The organism is Pseudomonas atagonensis, assembly GCF_011369485.1.
Lineage (GTDB): Bacteria > Pseudomonadota > Gammaproteobacteria > Pseudomonadales > Pseudomonadaceae > Aquipseudomonas > Aquipseudomonas atagonensis.
Window position 1 is genome coordinate 129,487 of the sequence record NZ_VXCA01000044.1, and the last position, 25,393, is coordinate 154,879.

General features: G+C 59.6%; 13 protein-coding genes. 4 read left to right on the top strand and 9 right to left on the bottom strand.

All coding sequences use genetic code 11. The features are described 5' to 3' along the window. Positions 1 to 118: 118 nt before the first annotated feature. The 8 genes from F2P67_RS26275 to F2P67_RS26310 all read right to left on the bottom strand — a co-directional run bounded on the left by F2P67_RS26275 (position 119) and on the right by F2P67_RS26310 (position 19,476). Positions 119 to 1,438, bottom strand: coding sequence for an MFS transporter (locus tag F2P67_RS26275; protein ID WP_166225800.1), 1,320 nt, complete (start codon positions 1,436 to 1,438; stop codon positions 119 to 121). 321 nt (positions 1,439 to 1,759) lie between these two features. Then, entirely contained in the window at positions 1,760 to 3,091 is a 1,332-nt protein-coding gene (locus F2P67_RS26280) for a sigma-54-dependent transcriptional regulator (protein ID WP_166225803.1), read from the bottom strand. Beyond that, positions 3,091 to 4,851 carry an ATP-binding protein gene (locus F2P67_RS26285; RefSeq protein WP_166225806.1) on the bottom strand — a complete coding sequence of 587 codons (1,761 nt, stop codon included), beginning with the start codon at positions 4,849 to 4,851 and terminating at the stop codon, positions 3,091 to 3,093. Before F2P67_RS26285 ends, F2P67_RS26280 begins: the two co-directional genes overlap by 1 nt. Before the next feature lie 141 nt (positions 4,852 to 4,992). Beyond that, positions 4,993 to 7,716: an RHS repeat domain-containing protein gene (locus F2P67_RS26290; RefSeq protein WP_166225809.1), complete on the bottom strand. Its 2,724-nt coding sequence runs from the start codon at positions 7,714 to 7,716 to the stop codon at positions 4,993 to 4,995. A 28-nt stretch (positions 7,717 to 7,744) separates the two neighbouring features. Beyond that, entirely contained in the window at positions 7,745 to 10,381 is a 2,637-nt protein-coding gene (locus F2P67_RS26295; protein WP_343045183.1) for an RHS repeat domain-containing protein, read from the bottom strand. 55 nt (positions 10,382 to 10,436) lie between these two features. After that, positions 10,437 to 13,250, bottom strand: coding sequence for an RHS repeat domain-containing protein (locus F2P67_RS26300; RefSeq protein ID WP_166225815.1), 2,814 nt, complete (start codon positions 13,248 to 13,250; stop codon positions 10,437 to 10,439). A 13-nt stretch (positions 13,251 to 13,263) separates the two neighbouring features. Next, the gene (locus tag F2P67_RS26305) at positions 13,264 to 17,763 is read right to left on the bottom strand and encodes a SpvB/TcaC N-terminal domain-containing protein (RefSeq protein ID WP_166225818.1); all 4,500 of its coding nucleotides are present in this window, start codon (positions 17,761 to 17,763) and stop codon (positions 13,264 to 13,266) included. A 189-nt stretch (positions 17,764 to 17,952) separates the two neighbouring features. After that, positions 17,953 to 19,476, bottom strand: coding sequence for a fumarate hydratase (locus F2P67_RS26310; protein ID WP_003205127.1), 1,524 nt, complete (start codon positions 19,474 to 19,476; stop codon positions 17,953 to 17,955). Between the two features lie 464 nt (positions 19,477 to 19,940). Here F2P67_RS26310 and F2P67_RS26315 point away from each other — a divergent pair, with 464 nt between their 5' ends. From F2P67_RS26315 to F2P67_RS26325, 3 genes are all read left to right on the top strand, one after another. Next, the gene (locus F2P67_RS26315; protein WP_166225821.1) at positions 19,941 to 21,047 is read left to right on the top strand and encodes a GGDEF domain-containing protein; all 1,107 of its coding nucleotides are present in this window, start codon (positions 19,941 to 19,943) and stop codon (positions 21,045 to 21,047) included. After that, positions 21,040 to 21,975, top strand: coding sequence for an iron-sulfur-binding ferredoxin reductase (locus F2P67_RS26320; RefSeq protein WP_166225824.1), 936 nt, complete (start codon positions 21,040 to 21,042; stop codon positions 21,973 to 21,975). The genes F2P67_RS26315 and F2P67_RS26320 overlap by 8 nt, the downstream gene beginning before the upstream one ends. 225 nt (positions 21,976 to 22,200) lie before the next feature. Beyond that, on the top strand, positions 22,201 to 22,950 hold the full coding sequence (locus F2P67_RS26325; protein WP_166225827.1) for an enoyl-CoA hydratase-related protein: 750 nt from the start codon (positions 22,201 to 22,203) through the stop codon (positions 22,948 to 22,950). Positions 22,951 to 23,196: 246 nt separating this feature from the next. Here F2P67_RS26325 and pyk read toward each other — a convergent pair whose 3' ends face one another. Further along, positions 23,197 to 24,648, bottom strand: a complete 1,452-nt coding sequence (pyk, locus tag F2P67_RS26330; RefSeq protein WP_166225830.1) for a pyruvate kinase — start codon at positions 24,646 to 24,648, stop codon at positions 23,197 to 23,199. 171 nt (positions 24,649 to 24,819) lie between these two features. On the opposite strand from pyk, the gene F2P67_RS26335 reads away from it, so the two are divergent. Beyond that, positions 24,820 to 25,206 carry a tetratricopeptide repeat protein gene (locus F2P67_RS26335; RefSeq protein ID WP_166225833.1) on the top strand — a complete coding sequence of 129 codons (387 nt, stop codon included), beginning with the start codon at positions 24,820 to 24,822 and terminating at the stop codon, positions 25,204 to 25,206. Positions 25,207 to 25,393 lie beyond the last annotated feature (187 nt).

Below are 25,393 nucleotides of genomic sequence, written 5' to 3' on the forward strand. Positions count from 1 at the left end.
CGAGTTGCCCTCATCGCGAGCAGGCTCACTCCTACCTTGGAATGCGTTCCCCTGTAGGAGTGAGCCTGCTCGCGATGGGGCCAGAACAGCCACCGTTGCAGTGGCTGTGAAACCTGGATCAGTCAGTCACGATGCGCGAATGTTTCTGGGTGTCCTTCATGGTCACGTACACCAGCAGCGACACGGCAATGCACGCCGTCACATACCAGTAGTAACCGGTTTCCATGCCGATGCTCTTGAACCACAGTGCGATGTATTCGGCGGTGCCGCCGAAGATCGACACGGTCAGTGCGTACGGCAGGCCGACGCCCAGTGCGCGGATTTCAGTCGGGAACAGTTCGGCTTTCACCACGGCGTTGATCGACGTGTAGCCGCTGACGATGATCAGCGCCGCCATGATCAGGAAGAACGCGCCCCACCAGGTCTGAATCGTGTGCAGGGTCATCAGGATCGGCACGGTGAAGATCGTTCCCAACACGCCGAACGCAATCAGGATCGGACGACGGCCGATCTTGTCCGACAGGCCACCGATGATAGGCTGCAGGCACATGAACAGGAACAGGGTCGCGGCGGAAATGGTGGTCGAGTCGGAAATGCTCATGCCGACGGTGTTCACCAGGTATTTCTGCATGTAAGTGGTGTAGGTGTAGAACGCCAGCGTGCCGCCCATGGTCAGGCCGACCACGGTCAACAACTCTTTCGGATGGCGCAGCAAGGTGCGCATGGCGCTTTCCTTGGACTTCTCTTTCTTGGTGAACGACTCGGTTTCTTCCATGCCGCGACGCAGATACAGCGCAACCACTGCGCACAGCGCGCCGATGGCGAACGGAATACGCCAGCCCCACGCGTACAGCTCTTCGGTGGTGAGGAACTGTTGCAGCACAATCAGCACGCCCAGCGCGATGAGCTGGCCCGAGATCAGGGTCACGTACTGGAAGCTGGAGAAGAAGCCGCGACGATCCCTGGTCGCCATCTCCGACAGGTAAGTGGCCGAAGTACCGTATTCGCCCCCGACCGACAGACCCTGCAGCAGACGGGCGAACACCAGCAGGATCGGCGCGCCGACACCGATGGTTTCATAACCGGGGCTCAGTGCGATAATCAGCGAACCGAAGCACATCAGATAGACCGAGGCCATCAACGCTTTCTTGCGTCCGACCTTGTCGGCATACAGGCCCATCAGCCAGCCGCCGATCGGGCGCATCAAGAAGCCGACGGCGAAGATCGCAGCGGTGTTCAGCAGTTGTGCGGTGGTGTCGCCTTTCGGGAAAAAGGCTTTGGCGAAGTACAGCGAGAAGGCGGCATACACGTACCAGTCGTACCACTCGACCATGTTGCCGACGGAGCCGCTGAAGATCGATTTGATCCGGTTGGCGGTGGTTCTTTCTTTGGCGGGCACGGCAGCCGACCCAAGAGGCAGGGCGTTGGAGTTATCCATTGAAGGATCCTTCGTTTAATTGTTTTTGTGGAGCGCGTTGAAACGCAGCCTGCCAGGGCTATAGCAGGAGCTGTGCCAACGAGGGGACGGCCGGTTTAGAGGGGCTGGGGAGATTAAGTGGGCGGAAATCCGCTTATGACTGAATTGTGGTGAGCGGAAAATTGCTCATTTTGGCGGGTAGATCATTTTTGCCTGTACCGGCCTCTTCGCGGGCAAGCCCGCTCCCACAGTGGTCGCTGGTGTACACAAATTCTGCGTTCAGCACAAAACCCTGTGGGAGCGGGTTTACCCGCGAAGAAGCCAGATCAAATACTGCAAAACTCAGCTGCCGGGAACAAACATTTCCCGGGTCAAACCATGCCGCTGCATCTTTTCATTAAAGGTCCGGCGTGGCAGTTGCAGCTCTTCGAGCACCGCTTTCACATCGCCCTTGTGGCGGGTCAGGGCTGCGCGCAAGCACTGCGCTTCAAACGCTTCCTGCTGCGCCGCCAGTGATTGTCCCGGATCAATCGCCGGCGCCGGTTCATCCAGCCCCAGCACCTGCCGTTCGGCGACGTTCGCCAGTTCGCGCACATTGCCCGGCCAGTCGTGGCTGAGCAGGTGGCTCAGTTGCGCACCACTGAGCGGCGGGAAGGTCCGGCCCAAGCGCTGCGCGGCACTCTGCGCGAAGGACTCGAACAACAACGGAATGTCTTCACGACGGTCACGCAGCGGCGGCAAACGCAGTTCGGCGACGTTCAGGCGATACGCCAGATCCTCACGAAAACGCCCGGCCCGGGCTTCGTCGAGCAAGTCGGGTTTGGTCGCTGCGACGATCCGCAGATCAACCCGAATGCTTTGATTGGAACCCAATCGCTCAAGCTTCTGTTCCTGCAACACCCGCAGCAGCTTCACCTGCTGGGCCAGCGGCATGCTTTCGATTTCATCGAGAAACAGCGTGCCGCCATCGGCGTATTCGAGTTTGCCGATGCGCTTGCCGGAGGCGCCGGTAAACGCGCCGCTTTCATGGCCGAACAGCTCGGCTTCGAACAATTGCTCGGGGATCGCCGCGCAGTTCAGCGCCACAAACGGCTTGTCCGCGCGCGGGCCGAAATCGTGCAGGCAGCGGGCGACCAGCTCCTTACCGCTGCCGGTCTCGCCACGGATCAACACGTTGACCGGCAACGCCGCCAGATCCAGCACCTGCCGACGCAGTGTCTGCAAACCTCGTGATACCCCGAGCAACGTTGCATCGAGTCTGGCGCGGTTGTCGGCCTGCTCGTGCAGGGTACGGTTCTCCAGCACCAGACGACGTTTATCCAGCGCACGGCGCAAACTGCCGAGCAGGGTTTCCGGGCTGAACGGTTTTTCCAGAAAGTCGTAAGCGCCGTCGCGCATCGCTTCGACGGCCATCGGCACATCGCCGTGGCCGGTCAGCAGAATCACCGGCAGATCGGCGTCGCGGCGCTGCACCTCGGCCAGCAAGGCCAGGCCGCCCATGCCGGGCATGCGCACGTCACTGAGGATCACCCCGGCAAAATGCGCGGGCAGGGCGGCCAGGCAATCCTCGGCGCGACTGAACAGCTGCACCTCAAACCCCGACAGGCTCAGCCACTGTTCGACCGCGCTGCGGATGCTGCTTTCGTCATCGACCACCATCACCGAATTGAGCATCAGATGTGAGCCTCCAGATCGATCGGCAGGGTCAGGGTGAACACCGCGCCGTGCTCGCCGTTTTCAACGCTCAAGCGCCCGCCGGATTCATGCACGATGGCAAACGACACCGCCAGCCCGAGGCCGAGGCCGTCGCCCACCGGTTTGGTGGTGAAGAACGGATCGAACACCTGATTCAGATGCTCGTCGGCAATCCCGCCACCATTGTCGCTGACGCTCAGACACCACAATTGCTCGTCGGCTTCGAGGCGGATTTGCAGGCGTTTGCACGGTTTGCCCTGCATCGCATCGAGGGCGTTGCGCAACAGATTGATCAGCACCTGTTCCAGTCGGATCGCATCCCCGCGCACCCACGCCGGGCGGGCCAGATGCAGCACCAGACTGACTTGCTCGTCGCGCAGCCGCGCATCGAGCAATTGCAAGGATTGATCGACCACGGTCGCCAGATCCAGACGTTCGCGCAGACCGCTGGGGCTTTTGCGGGCGAAGGTCTTGAGGTGGCCTGTGAGGGCAGCCATGCGCGTGAGCATTTCATCCACCGGTTTCAGCGCTTTGTAAGCATCGTCGACGCGGCCATGGTCGAGCAGCAGGCGCAGGGTGGCCAGTTGCATGCGCTGAGCGGTCAGCGGCTGGTTGATCTCGTGGGCCAGCGCGGCGGACATCTGCCCCAGCGCCGCAAGCTTGGCGGACTGCACCAGACCGTCCTGTGCGGTGCGCAGGTCACGGGTGCGTTCTTCGACCAGTTGCTCGAGCTCCTCGCGATTGCGTTGGCGGACTTTCGACAGGCGCCAGCGCTGATTGAGGAACAACAGCAGAAACACCAGCGCCAGCCACACCCCGGCGGCGGCGAGGCCGGCATTGCGCAAGTCTTCGAAGGCCACTTGCGGATGACGCAACAGGTGTAGCGTCCAGCCTTCGGCCGCCAGCGGCAGCGACTCCCACAAGTAATCGGCCGTGCCTTGCGGGCCTTCGACACGACGCAGGTCGCTGTTGTCGTCGAAGCTGCGCAAGGCAAGATGCGTCAACGGCACCAGCGATTGTTTGTCGTATTGGCGTGTGGCCTTGATCTCGGCCATGTCACTGGCGTTCAACGGGCGCAGCGAGCGATAACGCCAGCCGGGCTGGTTGGCGATGAAGATAATCCCGCGCGCGTCACTCACCAGCAGCGTGTCGCTGCCCTGGCTCCATTCGCGTTCAAGTTCGGGAAACTCCAGCTTGACCACCATCGCGCCGAGGAACTCGTTGTTGTCGCTCAGCACGGCACTGGAAAGAAAATAACCGGGAATGCCACTGGTCACGCCCACCGCGTAAAACCGCCCGCTGCCCTGGGTGCGGGTCTGGCTGAAGTACGGGCGGAAACCATAATTGTGGCCGACGTAACTGCTCGGCAGACGCCAGTTGCTCGCAGCCACGGCCAGACCCGTGCGATCGAGCAATTCAAGGGTCGAGGACTGCGCCGCGCCGTTGATCTTTTCCAGTTTCAGATTCAGGGCGTTCTGTTGTTCGGCGTCGACAGGTCCCGTCAGCGCCGCACGCAATTGCGGGTCCAGCGCCAGCACGGCGGGGAGGGCACGATAGCGGTCGATCAGGGTGTGCAACGAGTTGGCATATAAAGCCAGTTGCTGGTTGGCACGCGCTGCGTCCTCCTCCAGCGCCTGACGTTCAGCATGGCGGATGGCGAGCGTCGCGGCCAGCGCGGCACCGGCGATGATCAGCAGGATGAAGGCCAACAGTCTTAAAGTGCGGACAGATGCATGCATGCTAGGCAACAGGCGAGCAGTAAGGGGCTGGCACGATAGCACGCCATCATCGATGGCTTGCGTCTCGGAAAAAATTAGTGCTTTGAGTGCCCGTACGTTTTCTCCAGAACTGTTGCCCTGCTTCTGACGTCGGGCACCCTCTTAACTGATACTCGCCTGACCTTTATGCACTTTGTAATTGGCAATTCTCCCACGGGCCTTGTGAATCAAAGCGCGAAAATCAGTCCATTCCTGAGTAATGCTTTGTGCGGTGATATGCTTTTCCTTGCTGCGTAAACCTGCAGGTTTGTATATGACTATGTTTTCCGCATCATAGAGGCCCATTACTGCTTGATAGTCTTTCTCTGCGTCTTTTTCCAATTTCACCAATGCGTCGTCCAGACCTTTAAGTTTCATTGGGCTCAGACCGTCTTCACCATCCTGGGCTTCATCGGCAATAAGTTTGAGTTCCATCAATTCAGCAGCGCCGAAGACGATCAGTTTAGATGCGGCTTTCTTTACTACCAATTTTAATAATGGTTTTTGACCTTCACTGGACAGCGGGTTGTTTTCCGTGAATTTACTGGACGCGTAGTCAACAGAGAGGATCGCGAGATTTTTTTCCCTGGCTTTCTGCCAAGAGATGTTTTTCGCCTTGGGTGTAATGGATGTCTCCATGTCTGTCTTTTTAGCAAGGCGCTTCATGCCTTGGGAGGCGGCTTCTTTGGCGGCGAACGCTCCAGCGACGGCGAAGGCAGTTGTGCCTGCACCTGGGAGAAGAAAAGTCCCTGCCACCCCTCCGGCGATGCCTCCGACGAGCCCGGCACCTGTTTTCACAGCGCCAGTCACTATGGTGGATACAGTGCTTTTGGTTATCTGCGCATGCCTGTCCTCCGGATAAAACAGATGGGCGAGCAGTTGGTCTTCTCTGTCGACTATTTTGTAGCCCGCTTTAATGTTTTTCCTCAGTGCTTCAATTTCCTTGCGCTTTTCTGCTTCGCTTTTTTCAAAGCCTGAATCGTCTATGTAGCGCAGTGGATTATTACCGACAAACCCATACAGATTCAGCCCGTCCACATGCCCTGCCGGGTCAGCACTTATCCAGCGTTGCAGCCACGGCGCGTAATAGCGCGCACCGTAGTAATACAAACCGCTGGCATCCATTTCCTTACCCGAATACCGAAGGGTTTTGTAATCGACTGCACTTTTTGAACGTGGCAGCCAGATCGCCGTTTCACCGAAGGGGTAATAGCTTTCCTGGCTGATCAAGCGAGCCAGTTGATCAAGCTCGATGGTGCTTGAACCCAAGTGATCTGTCAGGTTGTAGCGCAATTGATTGTTATCGATGTCGACGGGAAGGCATGCGTGCCAGTGCAGGCACCTTACGTTTCCCGGCAGCGAGATGACATGGAGCTCTTCGCCATTGTCACAGGTGTGAATTTCCAGATCCGGCAGATAACGCACCTGATGAAAATGTGCGGTGCGCGGGGTGTGAGCCTCCCATTGTTTTGAGACTCGCTCGCCCTGACTGTAGAGGTAGGTTTCGCGATCATCCTGTAAGCCGTTGCGGTGTGTGAGCGTTGTGACTTGGTTCAGTTGGTCGCGGGCATTCCAAAGCAAGTCGGCCCCGTGCTGAAGTTTTCGCTGGTTGCCGTGTGCATCGAAAAAACGCTCGAAATCAGGATCCGGCTCATCATCCTGCCAGCGCAACGCGCGGTTGCTCGCAGGAGCAACGCGCATTTTTCGTGTGTAGCCACCCACCTCACGCTCGTGTACCAGCATGATCAGATTGCCAACCGGGTCGTACGTATAACGCTGGGTGTAATTACGTAACTGGTCAGGTTCGCTCGGTTGTGGGCGCCCCGGCAGGTCTGGAGTGGGCAGGGAGTCGTGACCGGTGGCGCTGAGCAGCCGATAAAGCGAGTCGTACGTGAAGTCACGTTGGCCGTCGATGTATTGATTGGCGAAATGCTTCGGTTTGAAGGTGTGATCGATGATCTGCAGGACATTCCCGACGTTGTCGTACGAGTATTCCAGATCCTGAAAGAGAGGCTCGCCAGGCAGACCGGCGCGAGCCTTTGTCAGCCGGTCATTGGCTGGGTCGTAATCCCAACGTCGTACCACGTTGTTACCGTCGCGTTGTTCAATTATTCGCCCGGCAGCATTGAAACGAGTCTCGTGCAGTACGGTTTGCGCCTGGTCGGTTCCGTTTTGCTGTAGAAACACCTGTTTGAGCTGACCGGCAACGTCATAACGCAAATCCTGAACGTGATTTGCGGCATCGATTTGAATCAATACCTGTCCCATCGGGCCAATGGTCTGGCGACTACGATGGGGGCGGGCGTCTGCGAACAGGCGCGTTTGATCGAGCGGTGACCCCAGTAGAGAAAAACTGTCAAAGGTCAGCTTGCCCGACGTGTCATGCAGTTCGCGCATTTGGCCACGCAAGTTGTAGGCGGCATCGATCAGTCCGTTGGCATAGGTATAGCGCTCGGTGTCTGAACCGGTGGACTCTTCCATGACGAGCAGCCGCAGTTGCTCATCGTAGGTCATGCACCAGTGATATTGGCGGGCGTCCCAGCGTTGCAGTATTTCCCCGCCGGGCCCGGGCAGATTCAGGCGCCAGCCACTATCGATGCTGTCGAGCTCAAGTATTTGTCCTGAGAGACTGTACACACTCGCCAGGTTGGGAGGCGAAGCATCATCCCGGCGTTGGTGGTCGCGGCTGGCCACCAGGCGCCCGGCTACATCATGAACCTGTCGTGTGATCAGCGTGACCGTGTTTTGGTCAGTCGGCGTGCGCAGATAATCCACTGCCTTGACGGCCAGACCGCGAGGATCATGGCTCGTCACGTGCGGGGTGCATCGGTGAATGGCTGCCGACATGCTCTTACTCTCCTGTTGTCACCTGGATTTACGCCGCGCGGTGTTTCTGATCCAGATGTGCCGAGACTCTGCCCAGCAGGTTTCTCGATTGTTTGAGTGCACTGCGCGCCACTTTCATTTCCTGTTCGAGCGCCGAGAACTCAGCCGCGTCCTCCACCATGCTGGCGTTGGTCAGAGCCTTGGCTTCTTCGCTGTCGAGGAACACCGTCAGTTCATCCAGTTTCACATTGACTTGATTCAGATCACCCTGGCCCCACGAATCATTCAGCGCTTCGGTCAGGTGGGCCATTTGTCTGGCAATGTTCAACGCCTGTTTCAAGTAGGGCACACCCAGGTGTTTGCCGACGGTTCGTGCGGTGGCTTCGATGCCTGTTTTAATCAGGCCTTGCGATGTGTTCGGGTTGAAGCTGTCAGCGATCTGCATGAGGCTGAAGGAGGTGGAGGCGGCTTTGCTTTTCAGACTTTTCACGGAAAGTGCAGCGGGGTCGGGCATGATCGAATAACCCAGAGTTGTTTCTTCGCCGATTTTTTCCATGACCCGCGCAGTGGCTTCAGCAGCCAGAACTCCCCCGATCGCCGCCGTCACCGGTGCAACGATGGGCGCTGCGGGTCCGGTCACGCTGCCAGCCGCACCGCCGATGGATGCACCGATTGCTCCGGCTTTGATGGCCGCAAAAAACGTCACGACGCTGAACGCCAGTTTCTTTCCGGCGGTTTTGTAAATGTCACGGGTACGCGTGAGATTGTAGAGCTGATAGTTGAGTTTCTTCAGTTCGCCGTTTACCTGTTCCAGCAGATTCGAATACTCGGTGATCTGTTGGCGTGCGGCGCTTTCCTCACGCTCCGTGCCGTGGCGATCGATGTAGCGCATGGGGTTGTTGCCGACCATCGCGTACAGATTCAGCCCGTCGATATCGCCTTGCGGATCGGCGCTGATCCAGCGCCACAACCACGGTGCGTAATAGCGTGCGCCGAAAAAATACAGACCGCTGGCGTCCATTTCCCGGGCGCCATAACGAATGGTTTTGTAATCGGCCTCAACGATTTTGCGCGTTGCTCGCCATGCGGTGCCGCCGTAAGGGTAGTAGAACTCAAGGCTGAGCAGTGCCCCATGGCCGTCCAGTTCGATCGTGCATGAACCGAGGTGGTCGTCGCCGTGGAAGCGCAACTGATTCTGTTCGATTTCCTCAGGTTGACCCGAATGCCAGTGCAGGCAGCGCACATTACCCAGTGCCAGCGGCAGGCTGATCACGTGCAGGATCTGGCCGTCGTTGCGGGTATGGATTTCCAGTCCCGGCAGGTAATGCACATCATGGCAGTGCGAGGTTTTGAATGTATGAGAGACCCGGGATTTGTAGACGCGCTCACCCTGGCTGTAGCGATATGTCTCTTCGTCGTCCGGTAAACCGTTGCGGTGTCTGAGCAGGATGGCTTTTTCCAGTTGATCGTGGATGTTCCAGCCCAGCTGCTGGCCATTGGGGTGCAGGTTTGTCAGATTGCCGTGCGGGTCGAAGTGTTCGTCGAAAATCGGCTCAGGCTCTGCGGTTTTGCAGGGCAAGCCGCGATTGCTGAACGGGTCGATGCACATTCGCCGCGTGTGGCAGTTGCCCTCGCGCACGTGACGCAATTCGATCAGGTTGTTGCCTTTGTCGTATTCGAAATGCTCCACGTAGTTGTAGCGGCGCCCTGTGTCGATGGGGCTGATCAGCTCGGGCAAACCGGGTTGCAGGTGCGGTGCCTGTCCTTCGAAACCGCTGGCCCGGATCAAGCGGTACAGCGAGTCATAGGCAAAGTCGCGGTGACTTTCCACCTGCTGGTTGGCGAAATAAACCGTTGTCAGCGTGTGATCTTCGATGCGCAGGACATTGCCCATCGGGTCATATTGGTAGGTCAAGTACAGACGGGGCTTCTCGCCAGTCATCCCGCTTTTTTGCGACATCAATCGATTGTCGGCCGGATCGTAAGTCCAGGTCGTGATGATGCCGTTGGCGGTCAATTGCTCCACGATCTGACCAGCAGCGTTGTAACTCGCAGCTTGCAGAATTTGTTTTGGCCGGGTTTCGTCCTTGAGTTGAAGACTCACTTGATGCAATTGCCCGGTGACGGAGTAATGCATCTGCTGCTGGTGGCCACCGGCGTCGGTTTGCGTCAGCAACGCGCCGAGAGGGCTGAAGGTGCGACGGCTGATAAATATGTCGCCAAGAATATCGCGTGTTTCGCGCAGCGGCAGGCCAGTCAGGTCATAACTGTCCAGTCGCAAGGCGCCGGAAGGGTCGGTCAGCGCGGTCAATTTGCCGCGCAGATTGTGAGAATGGTCTGCCAGGCCATCGGCGTAAGTGAAACGTTCACTGTCCGCGTGTGTTGATTCTTCGGCGGCAACAAGACGCACCTGCGGATCGTAGTTCATGCGCCAGTGGAACTGGCGCGCATCCCAGCGTTGAAGGATTTCACCAGCAGGCCCGGGCAAGGCCAGACGCCAGCCGGAATCGACACTGTCGACCCTGAGAGGCTGATCACTCAACCCGAATACATTTACAAGATTGGGCACGGGCAGTCGCGGGTCCTGCTGCTCGACCATTCGCCCGGCGCTGTTGTGACGCAGGCGGATGACGAGCGCTTGCACCGGGTCGTCGGCGACAGTGCGCAGATAAGTAACCTGGCGCACAGGAAGGCCTCGCCCGTCATTCACGATGAGCGAGGGTGTATTCCGGTGGATTGAGCTAGCCACCCTTGGTCCACCAGTTGTAAAGCCGGGAGTGTTCTTTGGCCGCTTGCCGGTGCAAGTGCTGATTGTCCGTGGTGCCCATCGCCTCGTACCAGGCCAGGCCTTTTTCCATTCGGTCGATATAGTCCAGCGTTCTTCCGGTCGTCTGTCGCAGCCCTGAGCGGGTGATCGGTACGAGCGCTTCAGGGGACGTCATGTAGTTCACATTGGGCATGTAATCAGTTGGAGCGATGGTGTCGGTGCCCAAGGCATCAAAGGCTGATTCGGCCCAGGCCGCGCGCTGCAGGGTCGCGTCCTTCCAATCACTGAGCGTTGTCTTGATCTTGCCTATCTTCACCGGATCCAGGCGGTTCTTGATGTCTTCGGCTTCCACGGCGTAGCCGAACATATTGATTGCGCCGCCGGTGATCGAGATCCACGCGCCTATCAGACGCTTCATCACGAACTCAGGGTTGAGCACCGAGTTGAGTACCGGGTGGATCAGGTCGTCTTTGATAGTCTGCCAGTTGAGACTGGCGCCATTGGCGGCAGCAGGGATCCCCATTGCCTCGTCGATCGCTGCCAGATTAATGGTGGATGTTCGAGGTATGAGTGCGCCCGTGAACTTGCTCGTGACCACATCAGTAAGCATACCCGCGATGTCACCGCCGGCGTTGCCAGCCGTCACCGCATCGATGAAGGGTAATCGTTGCTGTATTGCGCCGGAGGCAAAGTGCGGCACATCCGGAATAATATTACCGACTGGTTTCGCGACGTGGTTCCCGGATTCATACCCGGCGACGGTTCCGACCACTTCACTCACCAGGTTCGCCGCCAGTTTTCTCTTGATGTTCTTTTGGTGAATGACGTTATCTATCTGCCCCATCGTCTGCTCGGCAATGCCTTCGAGTGTCGAGATAAAGCCCGAGTAAAGAACGATGACGCTCTCCGCCTTTGCGCCTCCCGAAGGGTCGACATAGCGAAGCGGATTATTGGACACGTAGGCGTAAAGGTTCGGCCCGTCCACCGGTCCCGCCCGGTCGGCGCTGATCCAGCGTTGCAACCACGCTGCGTAATAGCGGGCGCCGTAGTAGTACAAACCGCTGACATCCATTTCCTTGCCCGAATAACGGATGAACCGGTAATCCACTTCAATCCACGGTGGCGCCACCATCCACGCGGTGGCGCCGAACGGCAGATAGCCTTCCGCGCTGATCAATTGCGCCTGTGCATCCAGCTCCTTGATCGCCGAACCCAAGTGATCGGCCAGGGTGAATCGCAGCTGATCGGCGCCGATGTTCTGCGGATCTTGCGCCCAATGCAGACAGCGTGCGCCGCCGGGGCCGACGTCGAGTGTGATGACGTGCAGTTCTTCGCCATTGTCTTTGGTACGGATCTCCAGTCCCGGCAAATAGCGTACTTCATGGAAGTGGCTGACTTTTGTGGTGTGGGTCTCGTGGCGTTTGTAGACCCGTTCACTCTGGCTGTAGCGGTAAAACTCTGCGTCGTTGGCGCTGCTGCCGTTGCGGTCGAGCAGGATGACGTTTTCCATTTCACTGCGGGTGTTCCAGCTCATGGGAACACCGGACTGCAGGGCCAGCAGATTGCCGGCCGGGTCGAACAGTCGGGTGAAGTCCGGTATCGGGGTTCCGGACTTCCAGCGCACGCCGCGGTTACTGGCGGGGTCGATGCACATCTCGTCGGTGTGACAGGCGCCGTCGCGTTCGTGGATGGTTTTGACGAGATTGTCACCCGAATCGTACTCGTAGGTTTCGATGTAATTGCGTCGGTCTTTGGGATCGGTCGGTTGTGGCCGGCCGGGGTTGTCCTTTGGTGGCGCATCGCTGTAACCGGTGGCGCGAATCAGCCGGGACAGCGAGTCGTAGCGAAAGTCACGATGGCCATCGACCCGCTGGTTGCGAAAAAACGTCGGCACGTAGGCGTGATCGAGAATGCGGGTGATGTTGCCCATCCGGTCGTAGTCATACTCGAAATCCTGAAGCGTTTCCCTCGACGGCTTCTGCGCGCAGTGGCGATGCAGGCGCCCGTCTGCGGCCCGGTAGAGCCATTGGCTGATCACACCGTTGCCGGCCTGTTGCTCGATGATCTGACCGGCGGCGTTGTACTGAGCATCGTTTAAAACGGTTTGCCAACTGAGCTGGCCGTTGACCTTGAGTTGCGTGTGGATGAGCTGCCCGGCAACGTCATAGGTCGCTTGTTGCTTGTGGCTGCCGGCGTCGGTCGTCTCCAGGATCGCATTCAACGGACTGAAAGTGCGGCGGCTGACAAACGCTTTGCGATCGTGAAAGGTGCGGGTTTCGCGCAGCCCGTTGCCCATGAGCCCGAAACTGTGAAAGTCGACGCTACCGGACGGATCGTGCAGGGCGATCAACTGCCCGCGCAGGTTGTGATCGGGATCGGCCGAGTGGCTGGCGTAAGTGAACGTCTCGATGTCGGGTGTGCCGTTCTCCGTAACGGTTGTCGGGCGCATCTGATTGTCGTAGGCCATGAGGCGGTGATTGCCGTTTGCGTCCCACGACAGCCTGGATTCCCCGGTTGGCCCTGGCAGTGTGACGTTCACGCCGGAGTCGACGCTGATGGTTTGTAGCGCCTGGCCGTTCAGCGCAAACACCATCTGCGTATTAGGCGCAGGCAGACGCGGGTCGAATTGCGCCACGGGCCGTCCGGCAACATCGTGCTGTTGGCGAGCCACGCGCGCCTGTATCGGCCCGTTTGCAACCTCGCGCAGGTATTGGACTTGTCGGATCCCGAGCGAACGCGGATCAACGACCGCCAGGGTGGGTGTTCGCCAATGCGCCTTGGCGTTCATGATTTGACCCTTTTCATGGCCTGCTCTGTTCCTTACTGACGGCAAGCTTCAGTGGCTTCCCGGCAGGTTCCGTCGCAGGCGTATCGTCGGTGTCGTTGAAGTCGTAGCTGAGCTTGAACCACGGGTGCAGGATGTCGAACGCCAGATGCCCCAGGGCATTGATCGTCTGGATCGGCCGCCCCAAGGGGTCGTAGAACATCCGGTCGTAGAAGCCGTGTACGCGCATTGCGCTATCGTTGATGCAGCGATGGGTATCGAGGAAATACGGGCGGTAGACCCGGATGGTTTCGCCTTTGTGGTTGTATTCGACACGACCTTGAACACGCCAGCGTTGAGCCGCCGGCATTTCGACCGGCTTGCCATCTTCACCGATCTCGAGGTCGTCATCGTCCGTGGATTTCAACGCATCGCCAGGCGGGACAAGCTGTTTGCTTTGCAACGCGCGGCCGAAGCCGTCGACGTACGCGATCGTCATCTGAATCAATTGCAGCGGGTCAGTGTGAAAACGATCGGCAACCAGACTGAGACTGTGTACCGGTTGTCGCTTGGCCGTGCGGATGATCTTGAGCAGGTTCTGTTCGCTGATCGTGGGTTTTTCGCGCTGTTCCAGCCAGCGCAGGGCCGAGGCGCGGATGCGGCCATCGGGCAGGATCAGCCCCTTGGTAACCCATTCCTTTCCTTCGGGCGGCAGCGTGTCTGGCGGCACCCATGGCATCCAGCTCCACAGTTCGGTGCGTACCACACTGGCGGCGGATGCCAGCACTTCTTTTGGGTGGGCGAGGGCGTACGCGACGCTCAGATCCGTCTGCTCGGGATACCGGGCCAAGGGTTCGAAGCCGGCTGCCTTGCCTTCTTCGGTACCATGAAAACTGTGCACCATGGGTTGACCGCCCGGTTCGTAGCGCACTTCCTGAATGTTCTCGTTGGCGTCCGTGATGGTCAGTGGCTGCAGCGTGTGCGGGTCATAGGCATTCGTCGTCATGCAGCCATCCGGCAGCGTGATGGCAATGATCAACAGGTGGTCTGCGTCCCAGGTGATGTGCGTCACGCCATGGCTGGCGGTCTGCTGGACATCGGTGACGTGGTAGAAACCATTGGCCTCGGCGTAGGTGAAAATGCCGCTTTTGGCTGACCACAGGTTTTTCCGTTGATCTTCAATCGGATCTGGCGGCAGGAACAGATTCATGGGTTCGTAGCCGATCTTTACCAGCTCATCCCGAATGGCAAATGGCGGTGGAATGTTGGCGTAGGCTGCCAACGCTGTTTCATCGAATACGGCCTGCTCCGCAGGCCCCGCCAACGGTGGGTAAAGGATTTTGCCTTCGGTCTCGAGATAAGTCTGTTGCGAGAGCGAGATCAGTTCGCGTGCCGATGTCCATTCGGGACTGTCTTGATGCCGTTCGAAGTTTTCGAAACTGATCTCCCCCGCGTCCAGCCCACTCGGCAGTGTGCCCTTGGGCAATTTCATTGCATTGCCGCGCTGGCGCAAGGGCAAGCCGAGCAACCAATGGCCGTCCGTTGTCAGGTGACGGTATTCGACAAGGGTTTCCGTCAGGTAAAAACACTGCTGTTGTTCATCGTGGCTGTCCTTCCAGGCTTGTACCTGATCGTCTTGGTCGAAGGGCGGTTCATCGTCCCCGCTAAGGCGACGTGCACAGGCGACCGTGAAACCGTGAATCAGATGACCGAACTCGTCCCAGGCCAGATTGACCGCATGCTGACAGTTCGGGTCATCCATGAAGCGTTCGTATTGATGGCTGCGGTTTTCCAGATCGAGCACCAGCAGGCTGAACGGGTTCTCGTTGACTACCCGAACCAGATAGCGAAATTCGCTCAGGGAGAACAGGCGCGCCGGGGCGGAGTCGTCCGCTTGAGACACTTCTGTGCGCAAGGGGCGACCCGCCAAGGCATAGGCAATCTCGGCGTCGCTGGCATTGCGCTGCTGACAAACTCGCTCTTTGCGCGGTGTTGCATCGAATGCTGTAACAAGGGTGGGCCCAAGTGGCGTGATTGTATTGTCGAGTTCGCAGATACCGTTCAAGACGGGATCGACGGTTTCACCGGTATGAAACCAGCGGGTCACTTGCATGGGCGCCGTATGGCCACTTTCGGCCTTGCCCGGTTCCTGTTCGCTGTCGATCTGACAAATGCGGCCGAAGCCCCGAAATTCGCGTTCGTTTCCGTCGAAATACGCCTCGAAATACTGATTGAACTGCATCAGGTAATTGCCAGTGATTTCATCATCCTGGCGCAACCAGTGGAGCACCATCTGCGCAAACGGCAACCGGCAGACCGGCTGTTTCTGGTCCATCAGCAACCGGCAGACCGGCTGTTTCTGGTCCATCAGCAACCGGCGTTTTTCATCCAGCCAGCATTGTGCGCTGCTGCGATATTTCAGCGTCGCGCTGTACCCCATGTTGTTGTTACAGCCGGTGAGCAAATAAGGCCGTTCACTGAAGAAGTGATATACCCAGTGCGCCGGTTTCTTGTGTGGCACGGTCAACAGCAGGCTGGCGCAGCCAGTGCCTCGCAGGTCGGCGAAGGTCACCTGGCAGAGGTTGTCGTAACGAATGTTTTGGGGCCACTCGACGATGACCGGATCTTGCTCAAAGCTGTTCCCACCGTGGTTCCAGTAGATCTCGAAGTGATCGGAACAGAGGCAGATCAACGCAGGCGCACCGGAACCGTCCAGATCGGCAAAGCGAATCTGATCAGCATTAAAGCGCTGATAGTCGAAGGGCAGAGCGCTGATGACGACACCTTTACCGAATTTGCCATGACCCAGATTGGCCCAGGCTTCGATCCTGTCGTGGCGGACTCTGCACAGTCCCGAGCGGTCACTGGCATGCAGGTTGGCGAACATGACAATCTCGCTGCGAGCATCGCTGAACAGTGGCAAGCGATCCGGGCTATGCGGTACGTCTTTGCCAGGTGCAAAACCCTTTTCCCGCAGGTTGGCATACACCCGCACGCAGTTCGGGCCGACCAGGGCGACGGAGTCCAGACCATCGCCGCTCAAGTCGCCCAGCCGTGCCAACTGGTGGAAAAACTCCACGGGGAACTGGTCGAACGACTTGAACGGCGACCACGTGCCGTCCGGGTCAAGCGTGTAGTACCCGCTGCCGCCTGGTTGCGCGACGATCCAGTCCAGACGTCCGTCACCCGTCAGGTCAGTGAGGATCTGCACCACCGGTTTGCGGGTGTCGGCGTTCGGCATCAGTGGCAGCAAAGTCCAGGGGCCATAAACGATTTCGTCCGTGTCGCGAGTGCCGCGCAAGGGTTCGCGGTAATACCAGGCTTTGTCGTACTGGCAGAGAAATCCGGGCAGCGCTTCGCCGTAAAGATCGACGCAATGATAAGGCTGGCCGTCATTCAGGCCAGGCATGTGCTCGAGTTCCAGGAAGGCCTGGGGGACAGTATCGAGTTTGAACGCCTCATAGAAGTATTCAAGCGGAGGCAGGTGTTTGACGCGGCCCGCAGCGTCGTAACTCATGTAATGCGCGGCTTTCAGGTGGTTGTAACGCAGCGCTGTGGTTTCATGTTCGAGCAACAGACGATTGACCAGCACCGGGGTGGCGCCGGTGTGGTTAAACAACAAAAACTGCCGGCACAGGCGCCGGGTGCCCAGCTCGAAGCCATAGCCATGCATGCGAGACGGGTCGCTGCGCAGCGGCCATTTTGTTTCATCCGGTGCGACATACGGCGGAATGTCCTCCAGCCCGGTGGGACGTTCGCCATAATCAACAATCAGGCGGAACAGCCAGTCCAGTGTTTCGGGTTGTGTATGTTTGAGGCACAACAGCTCGTCAGAGGCGGTCTTGTTGCCATAACAGATCTGCCGCAGATAGCGTTGGGCCGAATAGTCGAATCGTGGATCAGGGTCTGTCTCGTCAGGCTTGTATTCGTAGAGGATGTGCTCACCCACGGCATTCATGACTTCCACCAGTAACCACACGGCAATGTGGGCCGGGGCGTCGGGGTCGTGAATGCATGAGGCGGGAGTGTTGCCGTAACAAGACTGAGAGCCGTCGACGCGTCGGACTATCCAGTAGGAACTGCCGTCTTCACCCGTCCACAACTCATAGCGGTCGAAGCTGTTTTCCAGACGAGGGAGGTAGCGCACCACCGAGAATTGTCTGGCCTGCTTGCCTTCGCCATAGGTGCGTCGGGTTGATTTGATCTCGCCGCGAGGCGTCCGCTCGGGCCGCAGATCGGTGCCGTCTGCCTGCATGACATCGAAAGCGTCAAATCGCGGCGTACCCTTGCTGGTTTTGCGCGAGACGGAGGGCACTGTGAAACCCCAGCCGAGACCGCACTTGGCATTGCCCATGCCGGCATCATAGGAAACCTGCAATTGGGGAGTGAGGCTGCGTACCGCAATGAAGGGCACAGCCAGCGAGTAAGACCGCTGACCGGTCGCGCCGATTTCCCCCCAACTGCGTCCGTGGGTGGCAATGGACGCCGTTTTGGCAATCGAGGGCGGAGTGACGAGCGCATCTGCATCAAGGGCCATGGCAACGCTACCGGTGAACATTGAGGTTGCACGCTAGCAGAGGGCATTGGGGCTACGCACCTGTCAGATCTGACAGGTGCGCTAGATCATTTTGTGTGCCTCACGGGTTTACTTATCGCGTTGAGTGCACAAAAAAAAGGCCGGATCATCCATTGAGGATGTCCGGCCGTTTCAGTTGCACAGAAGCGCTTACTGCACTTCTACCGCCAGGCTTTCGCTGATCTTCTGTTGCCAGATCGCCGGGCCGGTGATGTGTACCGATTCACCTTTGCTGTCCACCGCAACGGTGACCGGCATGTCCTTGACCTCGAACTCGTAGATCGCTTCCATGCCCAGTTCGGCAAAGGCCAGCACTTTCGACTTCTTGATCGCCTGGGCCACCAGGTAAGCGGCGCCGCCAACGGCCATCAGGTACACGGCTTTGTTGTCCTTGATCGCTTCGATCGCAGTCGGGCCGCGTTCGGATTTGCCGATCATGCCCAACAGGCCGGTCTGCTCGAGGATCTGCCGGGTGAACTTGTCCATCCGCGTCGCGGTGGTCGGGCCAGCCGGGCCAACCACTTCGTCACCGACAGGATCAACCGGGCCGACGTAGTAGATGAAGCGACCTTTGAGGTCTACCGGCAGGGTTTCACCCTTGTTCAACATCTCGACCATGCGCTTGTGCGCCGCGTCGCGACCGGTGAGCATCTTGCCGTTGAGCAGGACGGTTTCGCCCGGCTTCCAGCTCTGCACGTCTTCCGGGGTCAGGGTGTCGAGGTTGACGCGACGGGCCGACGGGCCGGCTTCCCAGACGATTTCCGGGTAGGCGTCCAGCGGTGGCGCTTCGAGCGAGGCCGGGCCGGAACCGTCGAGCACGAAGTGCGCATGACGGGTGGCGGCGCAGTTCGGGATCATGCACACCGGCAAGGAGGCGGCGTGAGTCGGGTAGTCCATGATCTTCACGTCGAGCACGGTGGTCAGGCCACCGAGGCCCTGGGCGCCGATGCCCAGCTGGTTGACCTTCTCGAACAGCTCCAGACGCATTTCTTCGATGCGGTTCTGCGGGCCACGGGCCTTCAGCTCGTGAATGTCGATGGATTCCATCAACACTTCTTTCGCCATGACGGCGGCTTTCTCGGCGGTACCACCGATGCCGATGCCGAGCATGCCCGGCGGGCACCAGCCGGCGCCCATGGTCGGAACGGTCTTGAGCACCCAGTCAACGATCGAGTCGGACGGGTTGAGCATGGCCATTTTCGACTTGTTCTCGGAACCGCCGCCCTTGGCCGCTACGTCCACTTCCACGGTGTTACCCGGAACGATGGAGTAGTGGATGACCGCCGGGGTGTTGTCCTTGGTGTTCTTGCGAGCGCCCGCCGGGTCGGCGAGGATCGAAGCACGCAGGACGTTTTCCGGCAGGTTGTAGGCGCGGCGCACGCCTTCGTTGATCATGTCGTCCAGGCTCATGGTCGCGCCATCCCAACGCACGTCCATGCCCACACGCACGAACACGGTCACGATGCCGGTGTCCTGGCAGATCGGCCTATGGCCGGTTGCGCACATGCGCGAGTTGATCAGGATCTGCGCCATCGAGTCACGGGCCGCTGGCGATTCTTCGCGCAGGTAGGCTTCGTGCATCGCCTGGATGAAATCCACGGGGTGGTAGTAGGAAATGAACTGCAGGGCGTCGGCAACGCTCTGAATCAGGTCGTCTTGCTTGATCACGGTCATGAGTCGCGCTCCTCTAAAAGACGGGAACATTCAATAAGGTGCCTGCGGCTTGGTTGCATCGGTCGGTCGCAAGCACCTTTCAAGGCACGCCGGGGCTGCTGGCGCGACGCTAAAAAGGCGCGGCAGTATACCGCGCCTCGGTGGTGGGCACACATTGGCTTTTGGTCGGATAACCATTGTGGCGAGGGGATTTATCCCCGTTCGGCTGCGCAGCAGTCGTAAATACTGTGCACCCGGTTTGCCCGCAGGATTACAGGGGGGCCGCTTCGCAGCCCAACGGGGATGAATCCCCTCGCCACAGGGAGCCTCATAGCGGCAGCGATTCGGGTCAGACGGGCCATGCATTTGACGTCAATTTTCGAGCCTGAAAATCAGTAGTCATTTATCGACTACGCCACTAAAGTGGCAGCCGGTCTGTAGAGTAGGACACTCGGTCAGCCTCCAATCGCACGGTGAGTCAACGATTGACCCATAACGCCATTCAACGTCTTTTGCTTAAACGCTTTGCCCTCGCTGCAGCCACCTATGGATTGGCTTTGCTGCTGCTGTGGCTGGCGTTTTTCACCGGTCACTACGACCAGTCGCTCGGTTCTGTGGCCGTCGGCAGTGCGCTGGTGGTGATCACGCAGGCAGCCCTGTTCGTGATGTTCTGGAGCGGGCGCAACCAGCGCCTCGCTGACCCGAGCCTCACCGAAGTGCAAGTGCTGCTCGGCCTCGGCTGGCAAACCTGGCTGATCGCCCATCTGGATGAAGCCCGTGGCGCCTTTCTGGTGTTCTACGTGCTGATCCTGCTGTTCGGCCTGTTCCACCTGAGTCGACGCGCGTTCATCCGCTGCGCACTGCTGGTGTTTTTCAGTTTCTGCGCCATCACCCTGTGGGACGGCTACCACATGCGCCTCGCCGAGCCTGCGCTCGCAGCATTGCAGGTGTGTATTCTGGCCATGGTGCTGGCGTGGCTAGTGCTTTACGCGCGCTTCGTGCAGACCTCGCGCCTGCGTATGCGCCAACGCCGCTTTGCCTTGCAGGCGCATCAGGACACCTTGCGCGGCATGATGCGACAGCTCGAAGACCTGGTGGCCACCGACGAACTGACCGGGCTGTTCAATCGCCGGCATTTCCTGCGCCTGGCTTCCCGGGAATTGAATACGATGGACGCCGACGTCATGCACGGTCTGGCGTTGATCGATCTCGACCATTTCAAACGCATCAATGACCTGCATGGTCACGCCGCTGGCGATCAAGTGTTGCAGGCGTTCGCCGGGGTGGCCGGCGCCTGCCTGCGTGACGGCGACGTGCTGGCGCGTTACGGTGGCGAGGAATTTGTGGTGTTGCTGCCCGACTGCGATGCCGAGCGCCTGACAGCGTGCTGCGAGCGTCTGCGTATCGCCTTCACTGACGTTGAACTGGTGGGTTTGAATGTGCGCAACCTCAGTCTGTCCGCCGGCATGACCTTGCTGGCGCTGGGCGATGACCTCGACGACGCGCTGCAGCGCGCCGATCAGGCGCTTTACCGGGCCAAGCGTGACGGGCGCAATCGCTGTGCGGCGGCGTGGGAGAACGTCGATGCCTGAACTTCGTGTCGGTGAGCGGCAATGGTCGGTGAGCGCTGGCAGCAACCTGCTCGATGCACTTAACCAGAATGGCGTTGCCGTGCCTTACAGCTGCCGCGCCGGCAGTTGCCATGCGTGTCTGGTGCAATGCGTGCAGGGCTTGCCTGCTGACAGTCGGCCCGACGCGCTGAGTGCCGAGCAGCGCCAGCAAGGTTGGCGTCTGGCTTGCCAGTGTCAGGTGACCGAAGATTTGCAGGTGCACACTTTCGACCCGATCACCGACGGGCGCCCGGCGGTGGTCGACGCGCTGGACTGGCTCAGCGACAGCGTCCTGCGTCTGCGCCTGACACCCCAGCGGCCGTTGCGCTACAGCGCCGGCCAGCATCTGGTGCTGTGGGCCGGCCACGTTGCGCGGCCGTATTCGCTGGCGAGCCTGCCGGAAGAAGACCGCTTTCTCGAGTTCCACATCGATTGCCGCCTGCCCGGCGAATTCAGCGATACCGCGCGGCGCTTGCAGATCGGCGACCCGATCCGCCTCGGCGAATTGCGCGGCGGCGCGCTGCACTATGACCCCGACTGGCACAACCGACCCTTGTGGCTGCTGGCCGCCGGCACCGGGCTTGGCCCGTTGTTCGGCGTACTGCGTGAAGCCTTGCGCCAGGATCATCAAGGCGCCATCCGCGTCATTCACCTGGCCCATGACGTCAGCGAACACTACTTGGCCAAACCCCTTGGCGCACTGGCGGCGCAGCGCGAAAACCTCAGCGTCGAACTGTGGACGTCGGCCGAGTCAGCCGCCGCTTTGGCGCAACTGCGCCTTGTCTCCCGGCAAACCCTGGCCTTAGTCTGCGGCTCGACTGCCAGCGTCGACGCCTTTGCCCGGCGCCTGTACCTGGCCGGACTGCCGCGCAATCAACTGCTGGCCGATGCGTTCTTGCCCCGTGGTTGAGCGCTGAATTCTTTAGCACAAAGTTTTCTGCGGTGATGGACTTTTGTGGTCATGGGACTTTTGTGGCGAGGGGATTTATCCCCGTTTGAGTGCGCAGCGCTCACAAGATTTTGGGGCCGCTGCGCAGCCCAACGGGGATAAATCCCCTCGCCACAAAAGCCACTCACCAAAGAAGCCTCTGACCACATTGATCTTCGTGAAGCCCGACTATCGCCGAGACACGCCATGACCGACGCCATCCTGCTGGAACGCGAACGCGGATTACTGACCCTGCGCCTCAACCGTCCCGACAAGAAAAACGCCCTGACCCGCGCCATGTACAGCCGTCTCGCCGAGGCGCTGAAACAGGCCGACGCCGATCCTGAAATCAACGCCGTGCTGATCACCGGCAGCGCCGAGTGCTTCACTGCCGGCAATGACATCGCCGACTTCATCCAGCAACCGCCGACTGATCTCGACAGCCCGGTGTTTCACTTCATGCTCAACTTGCTCGAATTGCGCAAACCGGTGATTGCTGCGGTGGCCGGCGCTGCGGTAGGCATTGGCACTACGCTGTTGCTGCATTGCGATCTGGTGTACGTCGCCCGTGATGCGCGGTTGCGCATGCCGTTCGTCAACCTGGGGTTGTGCCCGGAGTTTGGCTCCAGCCTGATCCTGCCGCGTTTGTTGGGGCAGGCCAAAGCGTCGGAGTTGTTGCTGCTCGGTGAAGGGTTTACCGGTGAGCAAGCGGCGCAATGGGGCATTGCGACCGAAGCGCTGGGCAGTGGCGAAGCTGCAGTGGCCAGGGCGCGGGAGATGGCGCTGCGGTTTGATGAGCTTCCGGCCGAGGCAGTGCGCATCAGCAAGCAATTGATGAAGGCGCCGGATCGCGAGTTGATCCGCAAGGTGATCGAGGAGGAGGGCGCGCTGTTCACCCAGCGCTTGCGTTCGCCGGAAGCATTGGCGGCGTTGACCGGGTTCATCAAACGGCATTGAGATATCCGCCGACCGCCGACCGCCGACCGCCGACCGCCGACCGCCGACCGCCGACCGCACTCCGTGCACCGATCGTTCCCACGCTCTGCGTGGGAATGCCTCAATGGACGCTCTGCGTCCGCTTCGGCAGGGGACGCGGAGCGTCCCGGNNGAGCGTGGGAACGATCAAACTAGTAACGATCAGTCTGAAATGAAAAAGCCCCGCCATTCACATGGTGGGGCTTTTCGTTTTCAGCAACCGGTCACTCAGACCTGCGGGTCGCCCACGTGCAGGATCTTCATGCCGTTGGTGCCGCCGGTGGTGTGGTAGCTGTCGCCCTTGGTCAGGATGACCCAGTCGCCTTTTTCCACAACGCCGCGCTTGACCAGTTCGTCGATGGCTTTCTGGCTGACTTCGTGCGGTTCCAGCGAGGCCGGATCGAACGGAATGGTGTACACGCCACGGAACATCGCTGCACGCGCCTGAGTCTCGCGGTGTGGCGAGTAGGCGTAGATCGGCACCGAAGAACGGATGCGCGACATGATCAGCGGGGTGTAGCCACTTTCGGTCAGGGCGATGATCGCTTTGACGCCCGGGAAGTGGTTGGCGGTGTACATGGTCGCCAGAGCAATGCTTTCGTCGCAGCGAGTGAATTCCTTGCCGATGCGGTGGCTCGACGTCTTGCCGGTCGGGTGCTTTTCCGCGCCGACGCAGATGCGCGCCATCGCCTGCACGGCTTCCAGCGGGTACTGGCCAGCGGCGGATTCGGCCGAGAGCATCACGGCGTCGGTGTAGTCGAGCACGGCGTTGGCCACGTCGGACACTTCGGCACGGGTCGGCATCGGGTTCTGGATCATCGACTCCATCATCTGGGTCGCGACGATCACAGCCTTGTTGTGGCGGCGTGCGTGCAGAATGATTTTCTTCTGAATGCCCACCAGTTCGGCGTCGCCGATTTCCACACCCAGGTCACCACGGGCAACCATCACCGCGTCGGAGGCCTGGATCAGACCGTCGAGGGTTTCGTCGTCGGCCACGGCTTCGGCGCGTTCGATTTTCGCCACCAGCCAGGCAGTGCCACCGGCTTCGTCGCGCAGTTGACGGGCGTAGTTCATGTCGGCGGCATCACGCGGGAAGGACACCGCGAGGTAGTCGACTTCCATTTCCGCGGCGAGCTTGATGTCGGCCTTGTCTTTTTCAGTCAGGGCCGGTGCGGTCAGGCCGCCACCGCGACGGTTGATGCCTTTGTGGTCGGACAGCGGGCCGCCGATGGTCACTACGCAATTCAGTTCAGTGGCGGTGGCGGTTTCAACGCGCATCACCACGCGGCCGTCGTCGAGCAGCAGCTCGTCGCCCACGCCGCAGTCCTTCACCAGATCCGGGTAGTCGATACCGACCACTTGCTGGTTGCCTTCGGTCAACGGATGGCTGGTGGAGAAGGTGAACTTGTCACCGATCTTCAGCTCGATCTTCTTGTTGGCGAATTTGGCGATCCGGATTTTCGGGCCTTGCAGGTCACCGAGCAGGGCGACGAAGCGACCGTGCTTGGCGGCCAGGTCACGCACCAGCTTCGCGCGAGCCTTGTGCTCGTCGGGGGTGCCGTGGGAGAAGTTCAGACGGGCGACGTCCAGGCCAGCCAGAATCAGCTGTTCGAGAACTTCCGGCGAGTTACTGGCCGGGCCAAGGGTAGCGACGATTTTGGTACGACGGACGGACATGCAAAGACTCCTCAGGTTCAAGCGCTTGCGAAGGCTACTATGCTCCGTGGGTGTAGTCATTGTTCGTTTGCACTACTTATCACTTTCTTTATTGAACACGACAATCGGCGTAAACGGCTCTGAAGATTTCTCACGAGGGGTCGATACAGAGCACAAGACAGGAGAACCCCCATGCGATTGTTGCCCATTGCCGCCCTTGCCCTCAGCGTCCTCGCCGCCTCGGGCTGCACCCGTTGGTCGATGAACCATCATTTGAACAACGCCTACAGCGCCTATGATCGCGGCAATTGCGAGCAGGTCATGCTCGAACTGTCCAAGGTCGAACGCGCCAGCCGTGCCCGCCCGTATGTGTGGCCGGAAGTGTCGATGATGCGCGGCCAGTGCCTGGAACGGCAAAAAATGTTTGTCGATGCGGCGCAGACCTATCAGTTCATCATCGCCTCGTACCCCAACAGCGAATACGCCTACCGCGCCCGCGCGCGCCTGGAAACCTTGCAGAGCCTGGGCCATTACCCCACTCGCAGTGCGGCCGCCGTGGTGCGCCCGACGCGCTTTTGATGGCGGTTGTCATACAAAATCTGGCCGGTTGTACAGCCTGAGCTATAGTCGATGGATCGGGTCCGGCACTGCGTTTGCGACGATCCGTGCAACACCTGCGACTGGTTTGAGATTGACGTGACGGCGTATTGGCGACTGTCACACCGGAAGCGGGGAGAGCGGGCCTGCCGCACAGGCCTGTTCCGAA